The 21216-nt window shown below is 36.1% G+C and carries 27 protein-coding genes and 1 tRNA gene; 25 read left to right on the top strand and 3 right to left on the bottom strand.

Going from position 1 to position 21216, the window contains the following annotated elements:
* Positions 1-222 precede the first annotated feature (222 nt).
* The 7 genes from D0817_RS18555 to D0817_RS18580 all read left to right on the top strand — a co-directional run bounded on the left by D0817_RS18555 (position 223) and on the right by D0817_RS18580 (position 5883).
* The gene (locus tag D0817_RS18555) at positions 223-900 is read left to right on the top strand and encodes an alpha/beta hydrolase fold domain-containing protein (protein ID WP_238160908.1); all 678 of its coding nucleotides are present in this window, start codon (positions 223-225) and stop codon (positions 898-900) included.
* Entirely contained in the window at positions 810-1136 is a 327-nt protein-coding gene (locus D0817_RS26275; protein ID WP_238160909.1) for an alpha/beta hydrolase family protein, read from the top strand. The genes D0817_RS18555 and D0817_RS26275 overlap by 91 nt, the downstream gene beginning before the upstream one ends.
* Positions 1137-1298: 162 nt before the next feature.
* A complete protein-coding gene (locus D0817_RS18560) occupies positions 1299-1832 on the top strand; it encodes an AAA family ATPase (RefSeq protein ID WP_127339855.1) in 534 nt (177 codons plus the stop codon).
* 65 nt (positions 1833-1897) lie between these two features.
* Complete coding sequence (locus D0817_RS18565) at positions 1898-3793, top strand: RecQ family ATP-dependent DNA helicase (RefSeq protein WP_127339856.1); 1896 nt, start codon at positions 1898-1900, stop codon at positions 3791-3793.
* The gene (gene fmt / locus D0817_RS18570) at positions 3793-4740 is read left to right on the top strand and encodes a methionyl-tRNA formyltransferase (protein WP_127339857.1); all 948 of its coding nucleotides are present in this window, start codon (positions 3793-3795) and stop codon (positions 4738-4740) included. The genes D0817_RS18565 and fmt overlap by 1 nt, the downstream gene beginning before the upstream one ends.
* A gap of 181 nt (positions 4741-4921) precedes the next feature.
* Positions 4922-5194, top strand: coding sequence for an HU family DNA-binding protein (locus D0817_RS18575; RefSeq protein ID WP_012022249.1), 273 nt, complete (start codon positions 4922-4924; stop codon positions 5192-5194).
* A gap of 128 nt (positions 5195-5322) precedes the next feature.
* Positions 5323-5883 carry a YqgE/AlgH family protein gene (locus tag D0817_RS18580; protein WP_127339858.1) on the top strand — a complete coding sequence of 187 codons (561 nt, stop codon included), beginning with the start codon at positions 5323-5325 and terminating at the stop codon, positions 5881-5883.
* Here D0817_RS18580 and D0817_RS18585 read toward each other — a convergent pair.
* Positions 5880-6719 carry an aminotransferase class IV gene (locus D0817_RS18585; protein WP_127339859.1) on the bottom strand — a complete coding sequence of 280 codons (840 nt, stop codon included), beginning with the start codon at positions 6717-6719 and terminating at the stop codon, positions 5880-5882. The genes D0817_RS18580 and D0817_RS18585 overlap by 4 nt on opposite strands.
* A 54-nt stretch (positions 6720-6773) precedes the next feature.
* Positions 6774-7166 (bottom strand): START-like domain-containing protein, encoded by a 393-nt coding sequence (locus D0817_RS18590; RefSeq protein ID WP_026984135.1) that lies wholly within the window; start codon positions 7164-7166, stop codon positions 6774-6776.
* 154 nt (positions 7167-7320) lie between these two features.
* Between D0817_RS18590 and D0817_RS18595 the strand changes: the two genes are divergently transcribed.
* The 13 genes from D0817_RS18595 (at position 7321) to metQ (ending at position 16361) form a co-directional block, all read left to right on the top strand.
* Positions 7321-7394: transfer RNA gene (locus tag D0817_RS18595), tRNA-Met, on the top strand.
* A 301-nt stretch (positions 7395-7695) separates the two neighbouring features.
* Positions 7696-7953 carry a hypothetical protein gene (locus D0817_RS18600; protein WP_127339860.1) on the top strand — a complete coding sequence of 86 codons (258 nt, stop codon included), beginning with the start codon at positions 7696-7698 and terminating at the stop codon, positions 7951-7953.
* Between the two features lie 180 nt (positions 7954-8133).
* Positions 8134-9087, top strand: coding sequence for a CorA family divalent cation transporter (locus D0817_RS18605; RefSeq protein WP_127339861.1), 954 nt, complete (start codon positions 8134-8136; stop codon positions 9085-9087).
* A gap of 220 nt (positions 9088-9307) precedes the next feature.
* Positions 9308-9685 (top strand): VOC family protein, encoded by a 378-nt coding sequence (locus D0817_RS18610; RefSeq protein ID WP_127339862.1) that lies wholly within the window; start codon positions 9308-9310, stop codon positions 9683-9685.
* A 30-nt stretch (positions 9686-9715) separates the two neighbouring features.
* The gene (locus D0817_RS18615; RefSeq protein ID WP_127339863.1) at positions 9716-10066 is read left to right on the top strand and encodes a DUF2200 domain-containing protein; all 351 of its coding nucleotides are present in this window, start codon (positions 9716-9718) and stop codon (positions 10064-10066) included.
* 373 nt (positions 10067-10439) lie between these two features.
* Positions 10440-10856 (top strand): hypothetical protein, encoded by a 417-nt coding sequence (locus tag D0817_RS18620; RefSeq protein ID WP_202866492.1) that lies wholly within the window; start codon positions 10440-10442, stop codon positions 10854-10856.
* 355 nt (positions 10857-11211) lie between these two features.
* The gene (locus tag D0817_RS18625; protein ID WP_127339864.1) at positions 11212-11775 is read left to right on the top strand and encodes a DUF6642 family protein; all 564 of its coding nucleotides are present in this window, start codon (positions 11212-11214) and stop codon (positions 11773-11775) included.
* 10 nt (positions 11776-11785) lie between these two features.
* Positions 11786-12700, top strand: coding sequence for a helix-turn-helix domain-containing protein (locus tag D0817_RS18630; RefSeq protein ID WP_238160910.1), 915 nt, complete (start codon positions 11786-11788; stop codon positions 12698-12700).
* Between the two features lie 25 nt (positions 12701-12725).
* Positions 12726-12971 carry a hypothetical protein gene (locus tag D0817_RS18635; protein ID WP_238160911.1) on the top strand — a complete coding sequence of 82 codons (246 nt, stop codon included), beginning with the start codon at positions 12726-12728 and terminating at the stop codon, positions 12969-12971.
* 34 nt (positions 12972-13005) lie between these two features.
* Entirely contained in the window at positions 13006-13578 is a 573-nt protein-coding gene (locus D0817_RS18640; protein WP_127339866.1) for a pentapeptide repeat-containing protein, read from the top strand.
* Between the two features lie 257 nt (positions 13579-13835).
* Positions 13836-14867: a methionine ABC transporter ATP-binding protein MetN gene (gene metN / locus D0817_RS18645; RefSeq protein WP_127339867.1), complete on the top strand. Its 1032-nt coding sequence runs from the start codon at positions 13836-13838 to the stop codon at positions 14865-14867.
* On the top strand, positions 14860-15513 hold the full coding sequence (gene metI / locus D0817_RS18650; protein WP_127339868.1) for a methionine ABC transporter permease MetI: 654 nt from the start codon (positions 14860-14862) through the stop codon (positions 15511-15513). Before metN ends, metI begins: the two co-directional genes overlap by 8 nt.
* Before the next feature lie 29 nt (positions 15514-15542).
* Positions 15543-16361: a methionine ABC transporter substrate-binding lipoprotein MetQ gene (metQ, locus tag D0817_RS18655; protein ID WP_127339869.1), complete on the top strand. Its 819-nt coding sequence runs from the start codon at positions 15543-15545 to the stop codon at positions 16359-16361.
* Positions 16362-16467: 106 nt separating this feature from the next.
* Here metQ and D0817_RS18660 read toward each other — a convergent pair whose 3' ends face one another.
* On the bottom strand, positions 16468-17643 hold the full coding sequence (locus D0817_RS18660) for an MFS transporter (RefSeq protein ID WP_127339870.1): 1176 nt from the start codon (positions 17641-17643) through the stop codon (positions 16468-16470).
* A gap of 103 nt (positions 17644-17746) precedes the next feature.
* On the opposite strand from D0817_RS18660, the gene D0817_RS18665 reads away from it, so the two are divergent.
* The 5 genes from D0817_RS18665 to D0817_RS18685 all read left to right on the top strand — a co-directional run bounded on the left by D0817_RS18665 (position 17747) and on the right by D0817_RS18685 (position 21208).
* Complete coding sequence (locus D0817_RS18665) at positions 17747-18580, top strand: AraC family transcriptional regulator (protein WP_127339871.1); 834 nt, start codon at positions 17747-17749, stop codon at positions 18578-18580.
* A gap of 69 nt (positions 18581-18649) precedes the next feature.
* Complete coding sequence (locus D0817_RS18670; RefSeq protein ID WP_127339872.1) at positions 18650-19036, top strand: hypothetical protein; 387 nt, start codon at positions 18650-18652, stop codon at positions 19034-19036.
* 176 nt (positions 19037-19212) lie between these two features.
* Positions 19213-19740 carry a DUF3347 domain-containing protein gene (locus tag D0817_RS18675; protein WP_127339873.1) on the top strand — a complete coding sequence of 176 codons (528 nt, stop codon included), beginning with the start codon at positions 19213-19215 and terminating at the stop codon, positions 19738-19740.
* A 45-nt stretch (positions 19741-19785) separates the two neighbouring features.
* Entirely contained in the window at positions 19786-20304 is a 519-nt protein-coding gene (locus D0817_RS18680; RefSeq protein WP_127339874.1) for a helix-turn-helix domain-containing protein, read from the top strand.
* A gap of 190 nt (positions 20305-20494) precedes the next feature.
* Positions 20495-21208, top strand: coding sequence for a heavy-metal-associated domain-containing protein (locus D0817_RS18685; RefSeq protein ID WP_127339875.1), 714 nt, complete (start codon positions 20495-20497; stop codon positions 21206-21208).
* Positions 21209-21216: the final 8 nt, after the last annotated feature.

Below are 21216 nucleotides of genomic sequence, written 5' to 3' on the forward strand. Positions count from 1 at the left end.
TTAGATTTTTTTATTTCGAAAAAGGTTCAGAGTTACAAAGACGCAAAGGTGCAAAGAAAAAAGCTTTGTAACTTTATTTCATTGTAAAATTTCATCTTATATTTGAGAAAAACATTCCTTATTAATTTGCACGAAAAGTTGCGGGGACGCAAAGTTTTTCCTGAGTTTTCCTACTGTAACTTTTTCGACTCCGCAACCTTTGCGAGATTAAAAAACAGCCCTATGAAAAAAATCCTTTTATTTTTTATCACACTTATAGTCAATAACATTCAGGCGCAGGACATTAAAACAGTAACCTATTTTCAGAATGATACCCTGAAACTCGATTTAGATTTGTATTTGCCTGAGCAGACAAGTAATGAAAAAATTCCGTTGATCCTTTTTGCTTTTGGCGGCGGATTCTCCGGCGGTGAACGCATAAGCGAAAAAGAATTCGGACTGTTTATGGCCAAAAATGGTTATGCCGTGGCGAGCATTTCGTACAGTTTATACATGAAAGGAAAAGATTTTGGCTGCAAAGGCACTTTGACCGAAAAGATAAAAGCGATTCAGATTGGCGTTAGCGACATGTGGCAGGCAACTTCTTATCTGATTGAAAATGCCGGAAAATACAATCTGGATACTTCTAAAATCTTTATTTCCGGAATCAGCGCCGGTGCCGAAATTGGCTTTCAAGCGGTCTACTGGGATTACAAACTGATGAATTTATACAAAAGCAATCTGCCGGAAAATTTCCGATACAAAGGTTTTATCGGAGGTTCGGGCGCTATTATTGATATTAATCTGATTACAAAAGAAAAGCGATACCAATGTTACTCGCCCACGGAAGCAATGACGCCACTGTTCCGTATGCTGCAGGTTCACATCGCTCCTGCCCCACAAACGCTTCGGGCTGGCTGATTCTTTTTGGTTCTTATGCCGTTTACAATCATATGAAAGACCTGCATAAAGACATTGAACTGATTACTTTTTGCGGCGGCGGACATGAATTTTCCGGCTATCTTTTTCATCAGGGACAGCAATCTGTTTTGGATTTTGTGAATGATGTTCTGCAAGGCAAAAAATTCGAGTCACACATCATTATTCCTTCAGAGAAAAAAATGGCGGGCTCCGGGAAATATTTGTTTTGTAAGTAAAGAAAAATTAAAATCAGGAATAGAAAGCAGCCCTTTTAAGCACTTTTAGAAACGAATAAATTCATGCTGTTGAATTATAAAATTACGAAATCATCCGTTTCTGATAAATATTCTTTTTAATTACGAATAACTTTAGGTAAATTTGCGCTTTATTTTAAGAAAGTGCAAAAACAAATCATAGTTCTCATTGGTGGCCCGGGAACGGGAAAATCTACTCTTATTAACGAATTGGTAGCTCGTGGCTATTGCTGTTATCCTGAAATTTCAAGACAAGTTACACTCGAGGCACAACAACGCGGCATCGATCAGTTGTTTTTGGAACAGCCTTTACTGTTTAGCGAAATGCTGCTTCAGGGACGCATCAAACAATACGAGGACGCTCTTGAAGAACCGGACAATGTGGTTTTTATAGATCGCGGCATTCCTGATGTTGTAGCTTATATGGATTATATTGGTGATGAATATCCGGCACATTTTACAAAAGCCTGTGAAGACATCAAATATTCTAAAATTTTTATTTTACCGCCCTGGGAAGAAATTTATGAAAGCGACACGGAGCGTTATGAGAATTTTGAGCAGGCAGTCACGATTCAGAATCACCTTGTTGAAACGTATAAAAAATACGGTTACGACTTAATAGAAGTACCCAAAGATACCGTAGACAATAGAATTCTTTATATCTTAGATAAAATTTAGGCTTGTTTTAAAGTTGCAAAACTAGAAAACTGCTTTCTAAATTTTTTAACTTTAAAACAGGACCCATGCCCGAAGCACAGGAAATTCTTTTAAAATACTGGAAACACGACAGTTTCAGACCACTTCAAAAAGAAATTATTGATTCGGTTCTGGAGGGTCACGATACTTTTGCTTTGCTGCCAACCGGCGGCGGGAAATCGATTTGTTTTCAGGTTCCGGCCATGATGCAGGAAGGAATCTGCCTGGTAGTCTCCCCTTTGATCGCACTGATGAAAGACCAGGTGGCGAATTTGCAGAAGAGGGAAATTAAAGCCATTGCACTTACAGGAGGAATTCACACCGAAGAAATTATTGACCTCCTCGACAATTGCCAGTACGGAAATTATAAATTTTTATATCTGTCACCCGAAAGACTGCAATCAGACTGGATTCTGGAACGCATTAAAAATTTACCCATCAATTTAATTGCCATTGATGAAGCACATTGTGTTTCGCAATGGGGACATGATTTTCGTCCCGCTTATCTGAAAATTTCCGAAATTAAAAAATTCTTTCCTAAAATCCCCTTTCTGGCCCTGACCGCTACAGCCACTCCAAGGGTTATTGAAGACATCAAAAAAGAACTCGCACTAAAAGATACTAAATTTTTTCAACAGTCTTTTGCGAGAGAAAATATAGCGTACATGGTTTTTAATGTCGAAGACAAACTCTACCGTGTGGAGCAAATTCTGAAGAAAAACCCACAGCCTTCTATCATCTATGTCCGAAACAGAAAATCCTGCCTGAATATCTCGACACAATTACAGTCGTTAGGCTTTAGGGCAACATATTATCATGGCGGACTTTCTTCTAAGGAAAAAGACAAGAACATGCAATTGTGGATGTCGGAACAGGCGCAGGTTATAGTAGCCACCAATGCTTTCGGAATGGGAATTGACAAGGATAATGTAAAAACAGTTATTCATACCCAGCTTCCTGAAAACATCGAAAATTACTATCAGGAATCCGGAAGAGCAGGACGAAATGGCGGAAAATCATTTGCCGTTCTACTAACCAGTTCCTCAGACATCAATCAAACAGAGCAGCAGTTTTTAAGTGTTTTGCCCGATAAAAAATTCCTGAATACCATTTATGTAAAGCTCTGCAATTATTTTCAGATTGCTTACGGAGAAGGTCTTGACGATTCATTTTCTTTTAAACTGAATCATTTTTGCCAGAAATACGACTTCCCGACCTTAAAAACCTATAATGCTTTACAGTTTTTAAATCAGCAGGGGATTATTACCATGTCCCGGGAATTCTCCGAAAATATTACCATGCAATTTTTAATCGAATCAAAAGAAGTAATCCGCTACATGAGCCTGAATTCAGGTGATGAAGAAATTATTCTGGCAATAGTAAGAACGTATCCCGGAATTTATGAAATGAAAGTTCCTTTTAATCTTTCCTTAATTGCCAAAAAATCAAACCATACCGAAGAACAGGTGACCGCTGTTTTAGAAAAATTAAGAGAAAAAGAAATCATAGAATACAAATCCAAAAGCAATGACGCTACTATATTATTTAATGAAGTTAGGGAAGACAATCTTACGATAAACAGAGTTTCTAAATATCTGGAAAGGCAAAATCAACTGAAAAAAGACCAGCTTTCCTCTGTTCTTCATTACATAAAAGAAGACCAAACCTGTAAAAACAGACTCATTCTGGATTATTTCGGGGAAAAAACAGAATCCAATTGCGGGGTCTGCTCCTACTGTATCACTAAAAAAGGTAAAATAACCGATGCGGATTCGATAGCCGATAAGATTCTTTCTTTATTAAAATCAGCCTCATTGACTTCAAGAGAAATTCAGAGTCAGATAAAACTGGACACTAATGATGTTATTCTGGCCCTTCAGGAATTACTGGAAAACAATTATATCACCATCCAATCCAACAATACATACACTTTAAAATCATAATGGAAAAATTAAGAATTATATTTATGGGAACTCCCGAATTTGCCGTTGGCATACTGGATACCATTATCAAAAACAATTACGATGTTGTGGGCGTTATCACAGCAGCAGATAAACCTGCAGGACGCGGGCAAAAAATAAAATATTCAGCTGTAAAAGAGTATGCGTTGGTCAACAACCTGACTTTATTGCAACCCACAAATCTTAAAGATGAAAGTTTCCTGGAGGAACTTAAAGCATTAAATGCCAATTTACAAATTGTGGTTGCCTTCAGAATGCTGCCAAAAGTAGTATGGGAAATGCCGGCTTTGGGCACCTTCAATCTTCATGCTTCTTTATTACCCAATTATCGTGGTGCGGCACCCATTAACTGGGCTATCATTAATGGCGAAACTAAAACCGGTGTGACTACTTTTTTCATAGATGATAAAATAGACACCGGAGCGATGATCCTAAATTCGGAGATTGCCATTGAACCAGCAGAAAACGCCGGACAATTGCATGACCGATTGATGCATTTAGGAAGTCAGACCGTAATTGATACTTTGCAGGTTATTGAAAAAGGAAATGTGGTTACAACAATTCAGGAAGAAGATGCCGAAATAAAAACAGCATATAAACTCAATAAGGAAAACTGCAAAATTGACTGGACAAAATCCGGAGCGGAAATAAACAATCTCATCCGCGGATTAAGTCCATACCCGGCTTCTTGGTGTTTTCTAAAAGACAAAAACGAAGAATTAAGCATTAAAATATATGAGGCAAAACTGACTGAAGAAGCCCATTCTTATGAAACCGGAAGCCTGATCAGCAGTAAAAAGGAAATCAAAATTGCAATAGCAAATGGCTTTGTTCAGCTTTTGAGTTTACAATTACCCGGAAAAAAGAGAATGCAGGTTGCAGAATTGCTAAACGGCATTACTTTTTCGGAAACAGCGAAGGTCTATTAAGGTCAATAAAACGGGGGTTTTTACCTGTTTTTACTTATAAATATCACGCTTTATGAACAAAAAAAGCAAGTTATTAACAATTTTTACTAAATTTAAAGAAAACACTTGCAAGGAACGGATTTCCTACTAAATTTGTGTATTAACAATTTTTTTTTTAACCAACAATTAATAACTAATAATTATGAACAAATCAGAATTAATCGATGCTATCGCTGCTGATGCAGGAATCACAAAAGCTGCGGCTAAATTAGCTTTAGAGTCTTTTTTAGGTAATGTAGGGACAACTTTGAAAAAAGGAGGAAGAATTTCATTAGTAGGTTTCGGATCTTGGTCAGTATCTGCTAGAGCTGCAAGAGATGGTAGAAATCCACAAACTGGAAAAACTATAAAAATCGCTGCTAAAAATGTAGTGAAATTTAAAGCTGGCGCTGAATTAGAAGGTGCAGTGAACTAAGTAAGAAAGTTCTCTAAACTTATAATATAATTAAAACCCTCCTCATGGAGGGTTTTTTTGTGCGGTTTAACGATTTTATTTGGGTTTTTAAAAATTTTATGATTAAATTTAATAAAAATTGTAGCCGTATGATTTCAGAAAAATTAAAAAAAGGACACCTGCTTATTGCCGAGCCTTCAATAATTGGAGATTTATCTTTTAACAGATCGGTAATTTTATTAGCAGACCATAACAAAGAAGGATCAATAGGATTTATCATAAACAAGCCATTAAAGTATACTATTAATGACTTAATTCCGGAAATTGATGCCAGCTTTAAGATATATAACGGAGGCCCTGTAGAACAGGACAATCTTTATTTCATTCACAATATCCCGGAATTAATCCCGAATAGTGTCGAGATTTCTAACGGAATTTATTGGGGAGGTGATTTCGAATCAACCAAAGACCTTATTAACGACGGATCTATTAACAAAAATAATATTCGTTTTTTCTTAGGATATACGGGTTGGGATGAAAATCAGCTTGAAAGTGAAATGCAGGGAAACTCCTGGATCATTGCCGATAATAATTACAAAAACAAAATTATCGGAAAATCCACCACTCATTTTTGGAAAGAACAAATAATTGAGCTGGGCGGAGATTATCTTATTTGGTCAAATGCACCTGAGAATCCATATCTGAATTAATTTTCAGATATAGATTCATTCAGTTTCTGTACTAATAAATGAGCCAGACTGTTTGTAAACTCTTTTTTTCGATATTTGCTTATCGGTTGTATCCCTGTGATTACATTTGTCAGAAATAATTCGTCTGCTTTTTGAAGATCAAAAGGCGAAATTATTTCTTCAGTCACTTCTATGCCTTCTATTTTCTTAGCAAGTGCCAAAACCTGCTTACGCATAACCCCGTTCAGACAACCTTCTGAAATTGGAGGGGTAATTAATTTTTTGCCCATCACCATAAATAGATTCCCCTGTAAAACCTCAACAACATTTTTAGTATCATTAACTAAAATACAATTGTCCAGACCATTTTCGTGCGCAAAAATGCTTCCGGTAACATTAATCAGTTTATTAGTCGTTTTAATGGACGATAATAGTTGTTTGGTCACATAGAAATCTTTGTACAAATCGACTTCATAATGAGCTGTATTTAAGACGTATGACGTATTCTCAAGTCCGGTTGTGTGAATTAAAAAGGAAACCTCATTTGTTTTCGGCAAATATAATCCACCATCATTTCTAAAAACGGTGATTCTTGCTCTTGCCGAGGCCGACAATCCATTTTCGGCAACCACTTTTAAAACCTGTTCTTCAAAGTATTCCATGGTAAAATTCATTGGAATTTCCATTCGGACCACACGCATGGAAGCCATTAGCCTAAAATAGTGATCTTCAAGAAACAATATTTTGCTGTTGATTATTTTTAGCGTTTCAAAAACACCATCTCCATACAAAAAAGCACGATTCTGAGTTAATATATTCTCTTCCTGCCCTACTATGTTTCCGTTAAAATTGATCATAAAAAAACCCTGAATTTTGTTCAGGGCAAATATAAGGCATAAAATAGACTTTTACTAAACAGATCCTATAAGATGTTTCAGGTCTGAGATCTGATTCTCCCACAATTGTTTAGCTTCGCCAACTTCTTCTTTTTCAGCAAAATCGACAACCATTAATGACACATCTTTAGTCAGTTCATCGACTAAAATATGAAGTTCAAAAAAGTATTCCGTATCCTTACTGCTTTCATCCACCCATTTAAACTTCACTTTTTCACCGGTTTTTTTAGAAGCCAGACGCGCTTTTTCCTGCGAGTCATTCCAAATAAAAGTGAAAAATTCCCCTCTTGAGTTTACATTATCAGCGAACCATTCTGATAAACCCGACGGAGTTGAAATATATTGATATAATAATTGAGGCGATGAATTTATGGGAAACTCGATTTCGTAACGTATTTTTGGATCCATGTGCTACTTTTAATTTTTTCGAAATATAAGAATATATGTCCGAAAACAATGCGTTTTTAAAAATATTTTTTTTTCTTCGATTTATGCTTGTTCGCTTTAATATAATTTTTATATTTGCACCCGCAATGAGGAACTCATTCCTGATAGCAGTCTTGGCGAGGTAGCTCAGTTGGTTAGAGCGCAGGATTCATAACCCTGAGGTCACGGGTTCAACTCCCGTCCTCGCTACAAACAGGAAATTATTCAAAACGAGCGGATTAGTATAAACTGATCCGCTTTTTTTATGCCTTTTCGTTTCCCGGACTTCTCAAAATCAGGTGTTTTTACGGGGTGATTTGCCGATATAAAGTTGTTTTTTCATGTCCATAAGGAAAACAGTAAAATAATTCTGTTCCGTTTGAAAAAATCACACGGTGACAATTTCAAAATAAATATCGACAGTTATTCCAAATTTTCGGGAAATCTATTTTATATAAATTAATTATAATACAATAACTTTGTAATCTCATTAAAGTAATTTACAAACAATATGGATATAGTCAAATTTAAAATCACATCAAAAACGATAAAAGTAGAAGTACGCAATTCGAATAATTATGTTTTTAATTTCAATACCGCTTTGGAGATTGAAAAAGAAGACAGAGATGTTTTATTAAGACTATACAATGCATTGGATATGCTTTTTAAGAAAGAAACTCCGGCCGAAACAAAAAACTACATTTCGCCCAACCAAACCAATATACTGGATCAGATCTCAGCTGTTGATAATTTAGAACCGGAAAAATAAACACGTTATCGGTCATAGTTTACAGACCAACCTCTTTTTATAGTTTACAGATTTGATCAGACATCTCACATAACTTGTTTTACAACCTGCCAAAAATTTATTGTACATTAGTAAATCAGCTAAGTATGGAGACTGCATTAACAAAGATTTATCTATAAGCCTTACTTTAAAGCGAAAACTATGATCGAGATTTTATTAAAAAACAAACAAATAGTCAAAGCACAAACTATTGAAGAGCTTTCCATCTTAAATCTGGATTTCCATGTCATGCAATTTATTGACTATAGGGATTCTGAAATAAACTGGCTCAAAGAAAATCTGAATCTTGATTTTTCTATCATGAAGAATTATGAAGATTTTGAAATTAGTTCGCATTTTCTGGAAAATGCAAAACAGGTCTCCTTTCACTTTTCGATTCCCTATTATGACACAGCAAACAAAATTATCGAAGAACCGCTGTTTATCATCATAACACAAGCGGGTTTGTTTTTGTTCTGCAGCTCGCGACTGGATAATTTTCTCAATAAAATTTATTCCGACAGATTCAGTGCCTTAAAGGAAAGAGAAGACACAAAAGCGGTCTTAAAGTTTCAATTCGAATTTATTTCCGACTATTTTGCTGATATAACCGAAAATCTGAGCAGGAGAATAAAAACGCTTACCAATGCCATTCTAATTGAAAAAAACTTTTCTAAAAGAGAAATGGACACCATTACGGAATACAATTTCGGAAACTCCCTTATAAAAGAATCCCTTATTGAAACCACCAGAGTTTTTCGATTATACATGAAAAGCAACTGGGAACAACAAATGGACCTGAAAGAAAATATAAAATCGGAATTAAATGATCTTGTTGCCATTTCTGATTACATCCAATTCAATTTTGACCGTCTTGACGATTTAAAAGAGAATATCTCCAACAAAATTGATCTGGAGCAGAACCATATTTTTAAGATGCTTACGGTTGTTACCGTTTGTATTTCCCTTCCGACTCTTATTGCGGGAGTGTACGGAATGAACTTCGAACAAATGCCTGAATTGAAAACGGCCTATGGGTATCCTCTTATATTACTTGCCATGCTGCTGTCTGCCATCTTACCGTTTATATATTTCAAGCGAAAAAAATGGTTATAAAAATCTTTCGATTACCCTAAAAAAGCAGTGAAGACCATCTGCCAGACAAATACATCTGATTTCGAAAATTCGGGGGAATTTGCGCAAAATTAAATTTCGGGAATATTTAGTCTAAAAATTATTAATTTAGCTTAGCGATCAAAATCAATTTAACGCATTCCAACATATTCTCATTTTTGTTTCGCCTGAATTTAATTTTTAAAAAATAAAAAGCTGAAAAATGAAAAAAGTAACAGGTATTGGGGGCATTTTTTTCAAATGTAACGACCCTGAAAAAATGAGAGACTGGTACAAAACCCATCTGGGCTTAGACACCAATGATTACGGAGCCACATTCGAATGGACAGAAGCAACAGATTCTGCCAAAAAAGGTTCCACACAATGGAGCCCGTTTCCTGAGGCTACCAAATATTTTGAACCTTCAGCAAAAGACTTCATGATCAATTACAGGGTTGCCGATCTTGAAGCGCTGGTTGCCGAATTAAAAAAAGAAGGCGTGACCATTGTGGACCAGATAGAAACTTATGACTACGGAAAGTTTATTCATATAATTGATATGGAGGGAAACAAAATTCAGCTTTGGGAACCTTTCGATTAGATTTCACCGAAAAACGCTATTAAAGAAACGATGGAAAAGCACAGAATATTTACAACATCATTTGCCAGTGTCTATCCGCACTATATTACCAAAGCGGAGAAAAAAGGCCGTACAAAGGAAGAAGTAGATTCGATAATTTACTGGCTGACAGGTTACAGCCCAACGGCATTGCAAAAACTAATCGATAACAAAACCGATTTCGAAACTTTTTTTGCAGAAGCACCGCAAATGAATGAGCATACTTCAAAAATTACCGGCATAATTTGTGGGTATCGTGTAGAAGATATCGAAGATAAACTCATGCAAAAGATTCGTTACTTAGATAAACTGATTGATGAACTGGCAAAAGGAAAAGCGATGGGAAAAATTTTAAGAACCTAACCTTATTACAACCTCAACTTTATCGGTCAGATACCAGAAAGTATATAAGATCTGAAATTAACTGACCTTATTATCAGCAAGTTATCTGTCTTCATATTTCCCAGGTCAGGAACGCTTATAAAATTTTATAGTAAACAATTAAATAATAGATTAGTACTAACTGATCTTTTTTTTTTGCCTTTATTTTTTTCAGTTATTTTTCAAAAACAGGTATTTCTACTCGTTTTTTTTTTAATAATAAAAACGATTTTTGTATTCAAATGTGGAAAACCGTAAGGAATTACCAACAAAATAACTGAAATTAGCAAAATAAAAGACCGCGTGTCATAAAAAACAAAACATAACATAAGTTGGACAAGTAAAAAATCAAACTATGGAAAATCTTTGGTGCTGGCGTTGTAAAATGGAAATCCCGATGTTGAACGAGGAGGAACATTTGATTGCGTCTAAACTTTATCGCCAGGGTTTTGAAACAGGAAAATGTAACATGACAAGGCAAGAGCGTTTTAAGGCACTGCTTGACTATTACAAAGAACTGTCGGGTTTTGAAGAAACGGAACCGAATGCGATTATGCATCATAGAATTGAACTATACGGCCCGCCTTGCGAAAATTGCAGCAAGCCTTACAGAACTTCCAAAGCTTCCTTTTGCGCAGCCTGCGGGCACAAAAGAACTAGTGAACTTCTAATTAATGACGTGTTACCGAAAACAGAACAAAAATGGTGGCAAAAGTTTGTGATTTCCGACAGCAATAATGCGATTTCATTGGCAATTGCGGAAAGAAAATAATTAAAGTATACACTTCATAGTGTACTAAGATATAAAAAATCTCAGTCTCAGTTACGGTTTCATTTGGGGATGAACACTGTAACTGAAAACTGAGATTTCTACTTTTATATCCCTATCAATACTTCATACGACTGAAGAAATTCAGTTACTATTAAATATTTATCCCGACATACAGCCATTTTCAATGATCGGTTGAATTGCCTTTTGCTGCTTATCCGGCTGACATCGTTAAATGATCTAAAAAAAATGCGTTAAAATTTACATCCTGTAACAGTTTTTATCCAATAAAAAATACATTTGTCACATTGAAAGTGATCTTATTGGCACTCCTAGAAAAACCGGTAAATACAATTGTATGGATAATGATAAATTTATTTTCTGCCTTGAAGGTGTTCCTGACGTAGACACAATCCTTACTACTGACGTAGTTAAAAATCTGGAAGAAATAGCAATAGGTCAGGGCATTGCCAGCATCTACAAAACCTGCGATACCATTGAGGGATTAGAAGAAAGCCTTAATGTACTGCTTTATGAAGACCATAATTTTAAGGATTATGAAATTATCTATCTTGTGATGCCCGGAGAAGCGAGCAATATCTGCCTGCATGATTATTATTACAGCCTTCAGGAGATCGCGGAACTTTTTGAGGGAAAAATGAAAGGAAAGGTGATTCATTTTGCCAACAAAAAAATCCTGGACTTAACAAACGATGAAGCACAATATTTTTTAGACATAACCGGAGCACGCGCCATTTCGGGTTATGGTTCTTCCTATAATAAAATAGCCAGCTGCAGCACAATCGATAAGGCCTTTTTTGCTTTATACCAGGACAATGATGATCTTACTGAAGTTGTAGAAGAATTATTCCAGAAACATTACAATCTTTGCAAACTACTCGATTTTAGATTGTATTATTAAATTAATGAAAATGAAAACGGCCGAAAAAGTAAAAACATATGAATTAAAGGGATTTCGGGAAAAATTTCTTGGATCAGAAAACCCTCTACAACAGCTTTTCAAATCGAATTCGGATCATTTTTTTTGCCTGAAACTGGAAGAAATCATGCAGCTTCAGTATCCTGTTCCACCTTCCAAACATGTTTGTCATACCCTGCTCTTTATCACTTCAGGCATACACATTATCAAACTTGGATTTGAGGAGTATAAGACATTACCCAGTGAAATTATTGTGGTTCCGGCCGGCCAGATTTTCTCAATTGAGGATATTAACAGTAATTACCAGGGTTATATCTGTCAGTTACATCCCGATATTCTGATCAGCAAATACGGCAACCGTGAAACGCTCCATGATTTTGATTTCCTGAAAATCCGGGGCAATCCAAAAATTAGCGTTCCTGAAAAAGACTTTCCTTTTGTCACCAATTTGCTAAACCGTCTCGAAGCTGAATATCTGAAAGCAGAAACCGTCAATTTAGACCTCATACAATCTTATCTGATGGCTTTGTTCTGTGAAATGAACATTAACGCCATTAAAACCTCTAAAAATACAGCGGCATCTCATGTTATTTCTGCGCGATTCAGGGAACTGATTTACGAAGGTATTAAAACAAACCATCAGGTAAACTACTATGCGGACCAGCTCAACATTACACCAAACCATTTAAACAAATCAGTAAAATCTACTACGGGTAAGTCCGCCAACAAATGGATTGAAGAAACCATTTTACTGGAAGCCAAATACCTGCTGTTCCAGACGACACTTTCTGTAAGTGAAATAGCAATGCAGGTAGGCCATGAAGATCATTCTTACTTTAGCCGTTTTTTTAAAAAACACGAAGGCATCACACCTATTCAATATCGAAAATTGATTGATAAGTCCTAATTATTGATTACGAAATCCTATCGTAATGGCTGTTATTTACAGAAATTTGCAGGGTAAAAAAAAGCGAATTATGGTTTATGTTTTTAAAACATCTGTTGATACAAAATCGAAATTAAAATTAGCCTCCGAATTGCTTAACGAATTATTGGCCGATGCTCAATGGAATTTTGACCTTGAGGATTGCGATAACATTCTAAGAATTGACAGTGAAACCGAAATAACAGAATTAGTCCTCAAAAATCCGGTTTTCGACTGTATCGAATTAGAATAGTTATTCACCCCCTTTTCAATCCCAGCCTTTATTTATGGAAGCCGCACTGCATCAAAACAAAACCTTTGACACTACTGATTTTTCAGATCAAAAACTATCCGATAATGAATTTATTAATTGTGAGTTTATCAATTGCAACTTTTCGAAAAGTGATTTCAGTTCTATAGATTTTTTAGACTGCACTTTTAAAAATTGCAATCTTTCATTGGCAGTACTTAAAAATACCGGACTGAAAAATATCAGTTTTACCGGCTGTAAATTAATGGGACTCGACTTTAGTGCCAGTAACAGTTTTTTATTTTCAATGAATTTCCAGGATTGCATGCTAGATTATTCTACTTTCATTTATAAAAAATTAAAGAAAACATACTTTATAGATTGCTCCCTTAAAGAGGTTGATTTCTCCAACACGGATTTATCACTGGCCGTTTTTAAAAATTGCGATCTTTCGAATGCGACTTTTGTCGATTGTATTTTAGAAAAAACCGATTTCCGAACGTCCAGAAATTATGCTTTTGACCCTTCCGAAAATAAAATTAAGAGAACAAAAGTGTCCCATACTGCACTCGCCGGTTTACTGCAGAAGTTTGATTTGGAAATTGAATAAGTTTACAGTCTCAGTTTACAGCTACTAAAAACTGAGACTGAGTCCGAGACCAAAAACTGAGCATTTAATCAATTAGCAATTCAAATCCATGCCTTCATAAAATAAAAATCAGACATTTGATTGAAAATTTAACATTTTATCAATATTCGACTTAGCCGATAGATTTGATTATAAAATAAATATCACTTACATTTGCACCAAAATTGAGAAGAACCTTTTTTCTTCTTTAGCTTTCAATGGATTGCAAATAACAAAATATGATAGAATTAAAGAATATTACAAAAACCTTTTATAAAACAGGCCGGGAAATTAATGCGTTGCAGGATGTTTCACTTCATGTACCTCCCGGAAAAATTTTCGGCGTTATCGGTACTTCCGGAGCCGGAAAAAGCACTTTGATCCGCTGCATTAATTTACTGGAGAAACCAACTTCGGGCGAGGTAATCGTGGACGGAAAGTCATTGCTGCTCTTAAGCAACTCACAACTGGCACAGGAAAGAAGACAAATCGGAATGATTTTTCAGCATTTCAATCTTTTATCCTCCAGAACTGTTTTTGAGAATGTCGCGTTTTCCTTAGAATTGGCCGGCGTTTCTAAAAGCATCATTAAAGAACGTGTACAGGAACTATTAGAACTTGTCGGACTAACTGAAAAAGTCAATGATTATCCTGCCATTCTCTCCGGTGGGCAAAAACAGCGTGTCGCTATTGCAAGAACTTTAGCCAATAATCCTAAAGTACTTTTGTGTGACGAAGCGACCAGCGCGCTGGATCCCGGAACTACAAGGTCAATTTTAAATCTGTTGAAAGACATCAACAAACGTCTCAACATCACAATACTGCTGATCACCCATCAAATGGAGGTCGTTAAGGCAATTTGTGACGAAGTTGCCGTCATTAGCAACGGAAAACTAATCGAACAGGGAACCGTCGGCGAAATATTTGCCAATCCGCAACATGAATTAACACGTGAATTTATCGCTTCTTCTTTACATATTGATATTCCGGATGTGTACCAGGAACGTCTGGAAGCAGTTTACAAAGAAGGCTTGCATCCTCTTTTGCGATTAGAGCTGAACGGGAATTCGGTAAACGAGCCTATTCTGACTCAGGCTGCCATTCGGTTTGGCGTGAACGCCAATATTATAACGGCACAAACCGCATATGCCGGTGAAACCAATTTTGGAATCCTGATTGTCGAATTGTCCGGTAATGAAATACAGCAAAAAGAAGCAATTCAATTTTTTAAAGAAAAACACGTAAAAACAGAAATATTAGGCTATGTCTGAATCCATTATAACATTACTAGTACAAGGAACATTAGAAACAATTGTAATGACATTCCTGGCCGGATTCTTCGGTTTTTTACTAGGACTTCCATCGGGAATTTTATTATTTCTTACCCGCAAAGGCCAGATTTTAGAGCACGTGGTATTCAACCGCGTTCTATCGGTAATCGTAAACATTTTCAGGTCGATTCCTTTTATCATTTTAATTGTATGGATGATTCCATTCACCAGAACTTTGGTCGGAACTTCTATTGGTGTTAGTGCTGCATTAGTACCTTTAAGCATTGGGGCAGCTCCTTTTATTGCAAGACTGGTAGAAAACAGTTTACTAAGCCTTCCTTCGGGACTTATTGAAGCCGCAAGAGCCCTGGGTGCAACCCCTTTTCAAATTGTATACAAAGTACTATTGCCGGAAGCCCTTCCTTCTCTTATCAATGCAGCTTCAATTACGCTGATCACACTTGTCGGCTATTCAGCAATGGGTGGTGCTGTAGGTGCCGGCGGACTTGGACAAATAGGATATCAGTATGGTTATATTGGTTACGATGCAGCAATTATGAATACGGTTTTGATTTTACTAGTCGCCCTTGTATTTATTATTCAATTTGCAGGCGACAGACTTTCTAAATATTTTGATCACAGATAAAAACTCAGCTTTAATTTTAAAATAAAAACATGAATACAAAAAATAAATTTTCGATACTGGCAGGAATTCTGTTTGTCACTCTTTTGTTGTCTAATTGTGGAAAGGACAAAAAAAACGATCCAAATTTCATAAAGGTCGGAGTTGCGGCAGGACCCGAATTTACAGTCGCTCAGGCAGCTCAAAAAGTAGCCAAAGAAAAATACGGCCTGGAAGTGGAATTAATTACCTTCAATGATTATGTAGTTCCTAACGAAGCCTTAAATCAGGGCGATATTGACGCTAATGCTTTCCAGCACAAACCTTATCTGGACGCACAGTCAAAACAAAGAGGATACAAACTAGCGATTATAGGTAAGACTTTCATTTATCCGATTGCAGCATATTCCAGAAAAATAAAAACGCTGGCCGAACTAAAACCGGAAAGCACCATTGTAATTCCAAATGACCCCACAAATGGCGGGCGTTCCTTATTACTGCTTCAAAAAAATGGCATTTTAAAACTGAGAGATAACGTAGGTCTTTTACCAAAAGTAACCGACATCACAGAAAACCCAAAGAATCTTAAAATTTTAGAATTGGAAGCTCCGCAGATTCCAAGAACCTTAGACGATCAAAATGTAACGATCGCCATTATCAACAACACTTTCTCCTCACAGGCAGGACTGGTACCCTCCAGAGATGCTTTGTTTGTTGAAGATAAAGATTCTCCTTATGTAAATTTGGTAGTTTCAAGAGAAGACAATAAAAAAGACCCAAGGATTTTAAAATTCCTAAAAGCATTTCAATCTGACGAAGTAGCAAAAGTGGCCGAAAAAGAATTCAAAGGCGGTGCTGTAAAAGGCTGGTAACACTTAATTATTTAAAGGATAATATAAAGAAGGGTGACAATATAGTAATTGTCACCCTTCTTTTATGTTAGATAATAAATTCTAAACTTATGTATTGAAAAGAAAATTAAACCGCTTCTGCTTCCTGTAGTTCTACGGCACTACTTCTTCTTTGTATCAGCACAATAGTAATCACCATCCCGATAATTGACATTCCCACACCAATAAGGTTCGGAGAAGCATAGCTGTAGCCTGCTATAAGCGGCAAACCGCCAAGGAAAGCACCTAAGGCATTTCCGATATTAAAACTTCCCTGCAGGGAAGCCGAAGCAATCATTTCTGCATCTTTCGCAGTACGAATCATCAGCATTTGAATTGGTGCAATAACAGAGAATGAAATAGCTCCGGTTAAAAACGTGAAGAACAAAGAAGCATATTGATTGTAGGAGAAAAAGTAAACTAAAATTAAATCGATGGACATCACAAAAAGCAGTGCTAATGTAGTGGGTGCCGGAGAAAATTTATCCGCCAGTTTACCACCCAGAAAATTCCCTACCACCATTCCGAAACCGGCCAGAATTAAAATATACGAAACATCTTCCGGGGAAAACTTAGAGACATTGATCAAAAGCGGAGCGATATAACTGATCCAGGCAAACAATCCGCCAAAACCAATTGCCGTGATTCCGATAATGAGCCACGCATCAATTTGCTGGAAAAATTTTAATTGCGTTCTCATATTTACATTTTGATTTCTTTCCAGATTTGGCATCCATAAATAGATAAACAAAAAGGTAAGCAGCCCCACAATAGCAATCAGTATAAAAGTATAACGCCAGATAAAATGGTGCCCGATATAGGTTCCGATTGGCACACCGATCAGATTCGCCAGTGTCAAACCGGAAAACATAATCGCAATCGCCTGCGCTTCTTTTCCTTTATCCGCCAAACGGCTTGCCACAACTGCTCCCACTCCAAAGAAAGCCCCGTGTGGCAGTCCGGAAAAGAATCTCGAAACGAATAAAAAATTATAGTTAGGGGCAATGATCGACAGGGCATTAAAAACCGTTAACATCAAAGCCAAAATTAAAAGCATTTTTTTGGGAGCAAAATTTCTGCCCAGAATTACTAATAAAGGTGCTCCAATTACGACTCCCAATGCGTAAGCCGAAATTAAATATCCGGCAACAGGAATCGTAACTTTCATATCTGAAGCAATATCAGGCAAAAGGCCCATCATAACAAATTCGGTAATTCCGATAGTTAAACCACCCAATGACAGCGCAATAAGACTTTTTTTCATTTGTTTTTTACAAGAAAGGAATAGATTTTCTATGAGGCAAATTTACGTCAGCTTTGCAAGGAAATAGTTGTATATTTGCGATATAAACTTGTACATTTAAGTTATGCCGAAATTAAATCAATTTGAAACGCTTTTAATAGATGAATTTGAAGATGAGAAATTTCATCTTCCTCTCCATACACATACCTATTATGAAATTATTTACATCAAAAAAGGAAACGGAATCCATCATTTAAACAATAACCTGCTGCCTTATAAAGCGGGTGATTTATTTGTGATTTCGCCGGATGACGAACACTATTTTGATATTAAAAAAAGCACACGTTTTTTCTACATTAAGTTCACGGATAATTATTTCAATTCGAAACAAAACCTTACCTGTGATGAATTTTTAGTCCACACACCCGAAAGTTTTATGCGGGATAAAACGCTAAAAGAAACGGTTTTAAAATTTGATGACCCCTGCAAAACGATTTTAAAAAACACAATTGACAATATTTCTGCCTACAATTGCAAAACCGATGTTTCCAATTCCCCGATTGTATTTTATCAGATCCTTTCCCTTTTTGGACTGATCAAAGAAACCATGCGCGGACTGAATCTTGTGGTGAAAGGAAATTCTATAGACAATGAGCAGATTACTTCTTACATCCATCAGAATATTTATCAGCCTAAACTCGTTCAGATTAAAGTAATTGCAGCCCATTTTAATATTGCCCAAACCTATTTCAGCGCTTATTTTAAAAGGACTTTTTCGATCAGTTACCGTGATTATATCCATAATCTGAGAACAACCCTGATCGAAAAACGTTTTCAGAACAATCAATTGCCGGTGAAACAGATTGCTTATGAATTCGGTTTTACGGATGAAAGCCATTTGTCCAATTATTTTAAGAAAAGAAAGAATATGAAACCTACCGATTTTAAGAAGCTTTAGTTATTGAAATCTTAAAATAGCGCTCACCTGAATATTTTTATTTAAATTTGTCACATCAAATGAATTTCATTGACTAAAAAAGCCGTCATATTATTTTTCTTCCTCACTATTGGTTTCTTTCTGATTCCGGTTTCCGGTTTTGCATGTACCAATAATACCGGCAAAAGTTCTCACAAAAAAGAAATTACTGTTACGAAAAAGGAAAAAGGCTGCTGCACAAAAGACTGTTGCACGAAAAATGAAACTCCTAAAAAAGAGAAACACGACTGCGACGGAAAATGCAATCATACGAATTGTACAACCTCTTCGCTACAGCTAAGTATCCCGGCTTTAAATGATTTTGATTTCCAAAGTATGCTTTTCAATTTTTCGATGGAAAAGTCTGTTTCCTATTACAATGAAGCCAATATTTCTGATGGTTTCGCTTCTATCTGGTTACCCCCTAAAATAAAATAATTCTATTTCTAACAGCCATAATTGTGCTTTTTCGGCATCCTTTACCGGCTAAAATTCCATGCAAAGAGAACAGTTGTCGTGCTTGTTTTCCTTTGCCATTCTGAGGAACATTAAAATTGAATAAAAAACTAATTTAAAGGAAACTTAAAAAAATCCTTTTTAAAAAACATACAAAAATGAAAAACGCAATAACAGCTGTATTAGCAGCAATTACAATAGTATTATCCGTAAATACAATTTCAGCGAAAGAACTAAAAGCACAAATTACAACAGAAGAAATTCAGGACTCTAAACTGCAACCTGTTTTTGATGAGTATTTCGCAATGAAAGATGCTCTAATCAAAAGTGACGCAAAAACAACTTCGACAAAAGCCAAAGACCTTTTAACTGCAATCGGTACTGTAAAAATGGATAAACTGAAAACCGCAGAACACAATGTCTGGATGAAAGTCATGAAAAAAATGACTGCCGATGCTAAATCTATTTCATCCACTCAGGATCTTAAAAAACAACGTGAGACTTTTAAATCACTATCTAAAAGTACTTACGAGCTTATCAAAGCTTCCAATCCTGCCGAAACCGTTTACTATCAATATTGCCCAATGGCCGATGCAAACTGGTTAAGCAAAGAAAAAGCAGTTAAAAATCCGTATTACGGTGCTTCAATGCTTACGTGCGGAAATGTGGTAGAAACGATCAAATAAGTGAAGACGCTCTATATCAAGAACATGGTATGCAGCAGATGTAAAATGGTAGTGAAGTCTCAGTTTGAAAAGCTCGGACTTCACACTATTGCTGTTGAACTGGGTGAAGTGGAATTACAAGAGGAACTTACAGAAAATCAGAAAAGAGATTTACTTCAAAGCCTTCATTCTTTAGGCTTCGATCTGCTCGATGACAAAAAAAGCAAGACAATCGAGAAGATAAAGACGCTGATTATCGATTTGGTGCATCATAAAAACAATGAACTGAAAATCAATTTGTCTGATTATCTGTCCGAAAACCTACATCAGGATTATAACACGCTGAGTAATTTGTTTTCTGAAACAGAAAGTATCACTATCGAAAAGTATTTCATCAGTCAGAAAATAGAAAAGGTAAAAGAATTACTGATTTACAATGAATTTTCGTTAAGTGAAATCGCCGACATTTTAAACTACAGTAATGTGGCACACCTGAGCAATCAGTTCAAGAAAATTACCGGTTTTACACCCACTTATTTTAAACAGCTGAAAAATAAAAAGCGTATTCAGATCGAGAATTTGTAATTTTTTTACCGCTAAAAACACAAAGGCTTTTGCGAACGTTGCGTTTTTCTAAAACCCGGCAGATACAAAAACTTTGCGCCCTTTGCGGTTATTGTTTTTTATAAATATTACAAATCATTCTCAAAATTATACAACACGAAGCCACTATTGCTTCGGAAATTTGCATTGTACTATTTTAAAGATAAAAACAATGACACATACCTATCAGATTACCGGAATGACCTGCACCAGCTGCGAGGATAAAGTAAAAAAAGCACTTCAATCCGCAGCGCATGTAACCGCAGTGGAAGTTTCGAAAGAAAAAAACAGCGCAACCGTAACGATGAGCCAACATGTTGGCCTCAATGAATTGCAAAATGTACTCGACAGTAAATATAAGATTTCAGCAATCCACCATAATGAAATTGCCGAAGAAACAAAATCCTGGCTGGAGACCTACAAACCAATTGTACTGATATTCTTTTACATCAGTCTGGTTACAGGATTGATTCAGCTTACCAATTCTGAGTTTGATTTCATGCAGGCCATGCGCCATTTTATGGCCGGATTCTTTTTGGTTTTTTCATTTTTCAAAATGCTGAACTTAAAAGGTTTTGCAGAAAGTTATCAGATGTACGATGTGCTGGCGAAAAAAATCCCGGCTTGGGGATATGTATATGCTTTTCTCGAACTCGGTTTAGGGATTTCGTATGTAATCAATTTTAATCCGTTCTTAACCAATGCGCTGACATTTATTATCATGAGTATCAGCATCATTGGTGTACTGCAATCTGTCCTGAACAAAAAGAAAATTCAGTGCGCCTGTCTGGGAGCTGTTTTTAATTTACCAATGAGCACCGTAACTATTATAGAAGATGGTCTAATGATCATCATGAGTTTAATAATGCTAACAACACTACTATAAATGAATCA

Source organism: Flavobacterium cupreum, from assembly GCF_003996965.1.
Classification (GTDB): Bacteria; Bacteroidota; Bacteroidia; order Flavobacteriales; family Flavobacteriaceae; genus Flavobacterium; species Flavobacterium cupreum.

Excerpts from the sequence above, each read along its gene's own strand:
- D0817_RS18685 (WP_127339875.1), top strand. The coding sequence starts at position 20,495 with ATGACACATACCTATCAGATTACCGGAATGACCTGCACCAGCTGCGAG.
- D0817_RS18590 (WP_026984135.1), bottom strand. The coding sequence starts at position 7,166 with ATGGATCCAAAAATACGTTACGAAATCGAGTTTCCCATAAATTCATCG.
- D0817_RS18575 (WP_012022249.1), top strand. The coding sequence starts at position 4,922 with ATGAACAAATCAGAATTAATCGATGCTATCGCTGCTGATGCAGGAATC.
- D0817_RS18620 (WP_202866492.1), top strand. The coding sequence starts at position 10,440 with ATGGAAAATCTTTGGTGCTGGCGTTGTAAAATGGAAATCCCGATGTTG.
- D0817_RS18580 (WP_127339858.1), top strand. The coding sequence starts at position 5,323 with ATGATTTCAGAAAAATTAAAAAAAGGACACCTGCTTATTGCCGAGCCT.
- D0817_RS18600 (WP_127339860.1), top strand. The coding sequence starts at position 7,696 with ATGGATATAGTCAAATTTAAAATCACATCAAAAACGATAAAAGTAGAA.
- D0817_RS26275 (WP_238160909.1), top strand. The coding sequence starts at position 810 with ATGTTACTCGCCCACGGAAGCAATGACGCCACTGTTCCGTATGCTGCA.
- D0817_RS18565 (WP_127339856.1), top strand. The coding sequence starts at position 1,898 with ATGCCCGAAGCACAGGAAATTCTTTTAAAATACTGGAAACACGACAGT.
- metN (WP_127339867.1), top strand. The coding sequence starts at position 13,836 with ATGATAGAATTAAAGAATATTACAAAAACCTTTTATAAAACAGGCCGG.
- D0817_RS18605 (WP_127339861.1), top strand. The coding sequence starts at position 8,134 with ATGATCGAGATTTTATTAAAAAACAAACAAATAGTCAAAGCACAAACT.
- D0817_RS18625 (WP_127339864.1), top strand. The coding sequence starts at position 11,212 with ATGGATAATGATAAATTTATTTTCTGCCTTGAAGGTGTTCCTGACGTA.
- fmt (WP_127339857.1), top strand. The coding sequence starts at position 3,793 with ATGGAAAAATTAAGAATTATATTTATGGGAACTCCCGAATTTGCCGTT.
- D0817_RS18675 (WP_127339873.1), top strand. The coding sequence starts at position 19,213 with ATGAAAAACGCAATAACAGCTGTATTAGCAGCAATTACAATAGTATTA.
- D0817_RS18660 (WP_127339870.1), bottom strand. The coding sequence starts at position 17,643 with ATGAAAAAAAGTCTTATTGCGCTGTCATTGGGTGGTTTAACTATCGGA.
- D0817_RS18610 (WP_127339862.1), top strand. The coding sequence starts at position 9,308 with ATGAAAAAAGTAACAGGTATTGGGGGCATTTTTTTCAAATGTAACGAC.
- metQ (WP_127339869.1), top strand. The coding sequence starts at position 15,543 with ATGAATACAAAAAATAAATTTTCGATACTGGCAGGAATTCTGTTTGTC.
- D0817_RS18630 (WP_238160910.1), top strand. The coding sequence starts at position 11,786 with ATGAAAACGGCCGAAAAAGTAAAAACATATGAATTAAAGGGATTTCGG.
- D0817_RS18615 (WP_127339863.1), top strand. The coding sequence starts at position 9,716 with ATGGAAAAGCACAGAATATTTACAACATCATTTGCCAGTGTCTATCCG.
- D0817_RS18680 (WP_127339874.1), top strand. The coding sequence starts at position 19,786 with ATGGTAGTGAAGTCTCAGTTTGAAAAGCTCGGACTTCACACTATTGCT.
- D0817_RS18555 (WP_238160908.1), top strand. The coding sequence starts at position 223 with ATGAAAAAAATCCTTTTATTTTTTATCACACTTATAGTCAATAACATT.
- D0817_RS18665 (WP_127339871.1), top strand. The coding sequence starts at position 17,747 with ATGCCGAAATTAAATCAATTTGAAACGCTTTTAATAGATGAATTTGAA.
- D0817_RS18585 (WP_127339859.1), bottom strand. The coding sequence starts at position 6,719 with ATGATCAATTTTAACGGAAACATAGTAGGGCAGGAAGAGAATATATTA.
- D0817_RS18640 (WP_127339866.1), top strand. The coding sequence starts at position 13,006 with ATGGAAGCCGCACTGCATCAAAACAAAACCTTTGACACTACTGATTTT.
- metI (WP_127339868.1), top strand. The coding sequence starts at position 14,860 with ATGTCTGAATCCATTATAACATTACTAGTACAAGGAACATTAGAAACA.
- D0817_RS18635 (WP_238160911.1), top strand. The coding sequence starts at position 12,726 with ATGGCTGTTATTTACAGAAATTTGCAGGGTAAAAAAAAGCGAATTATG.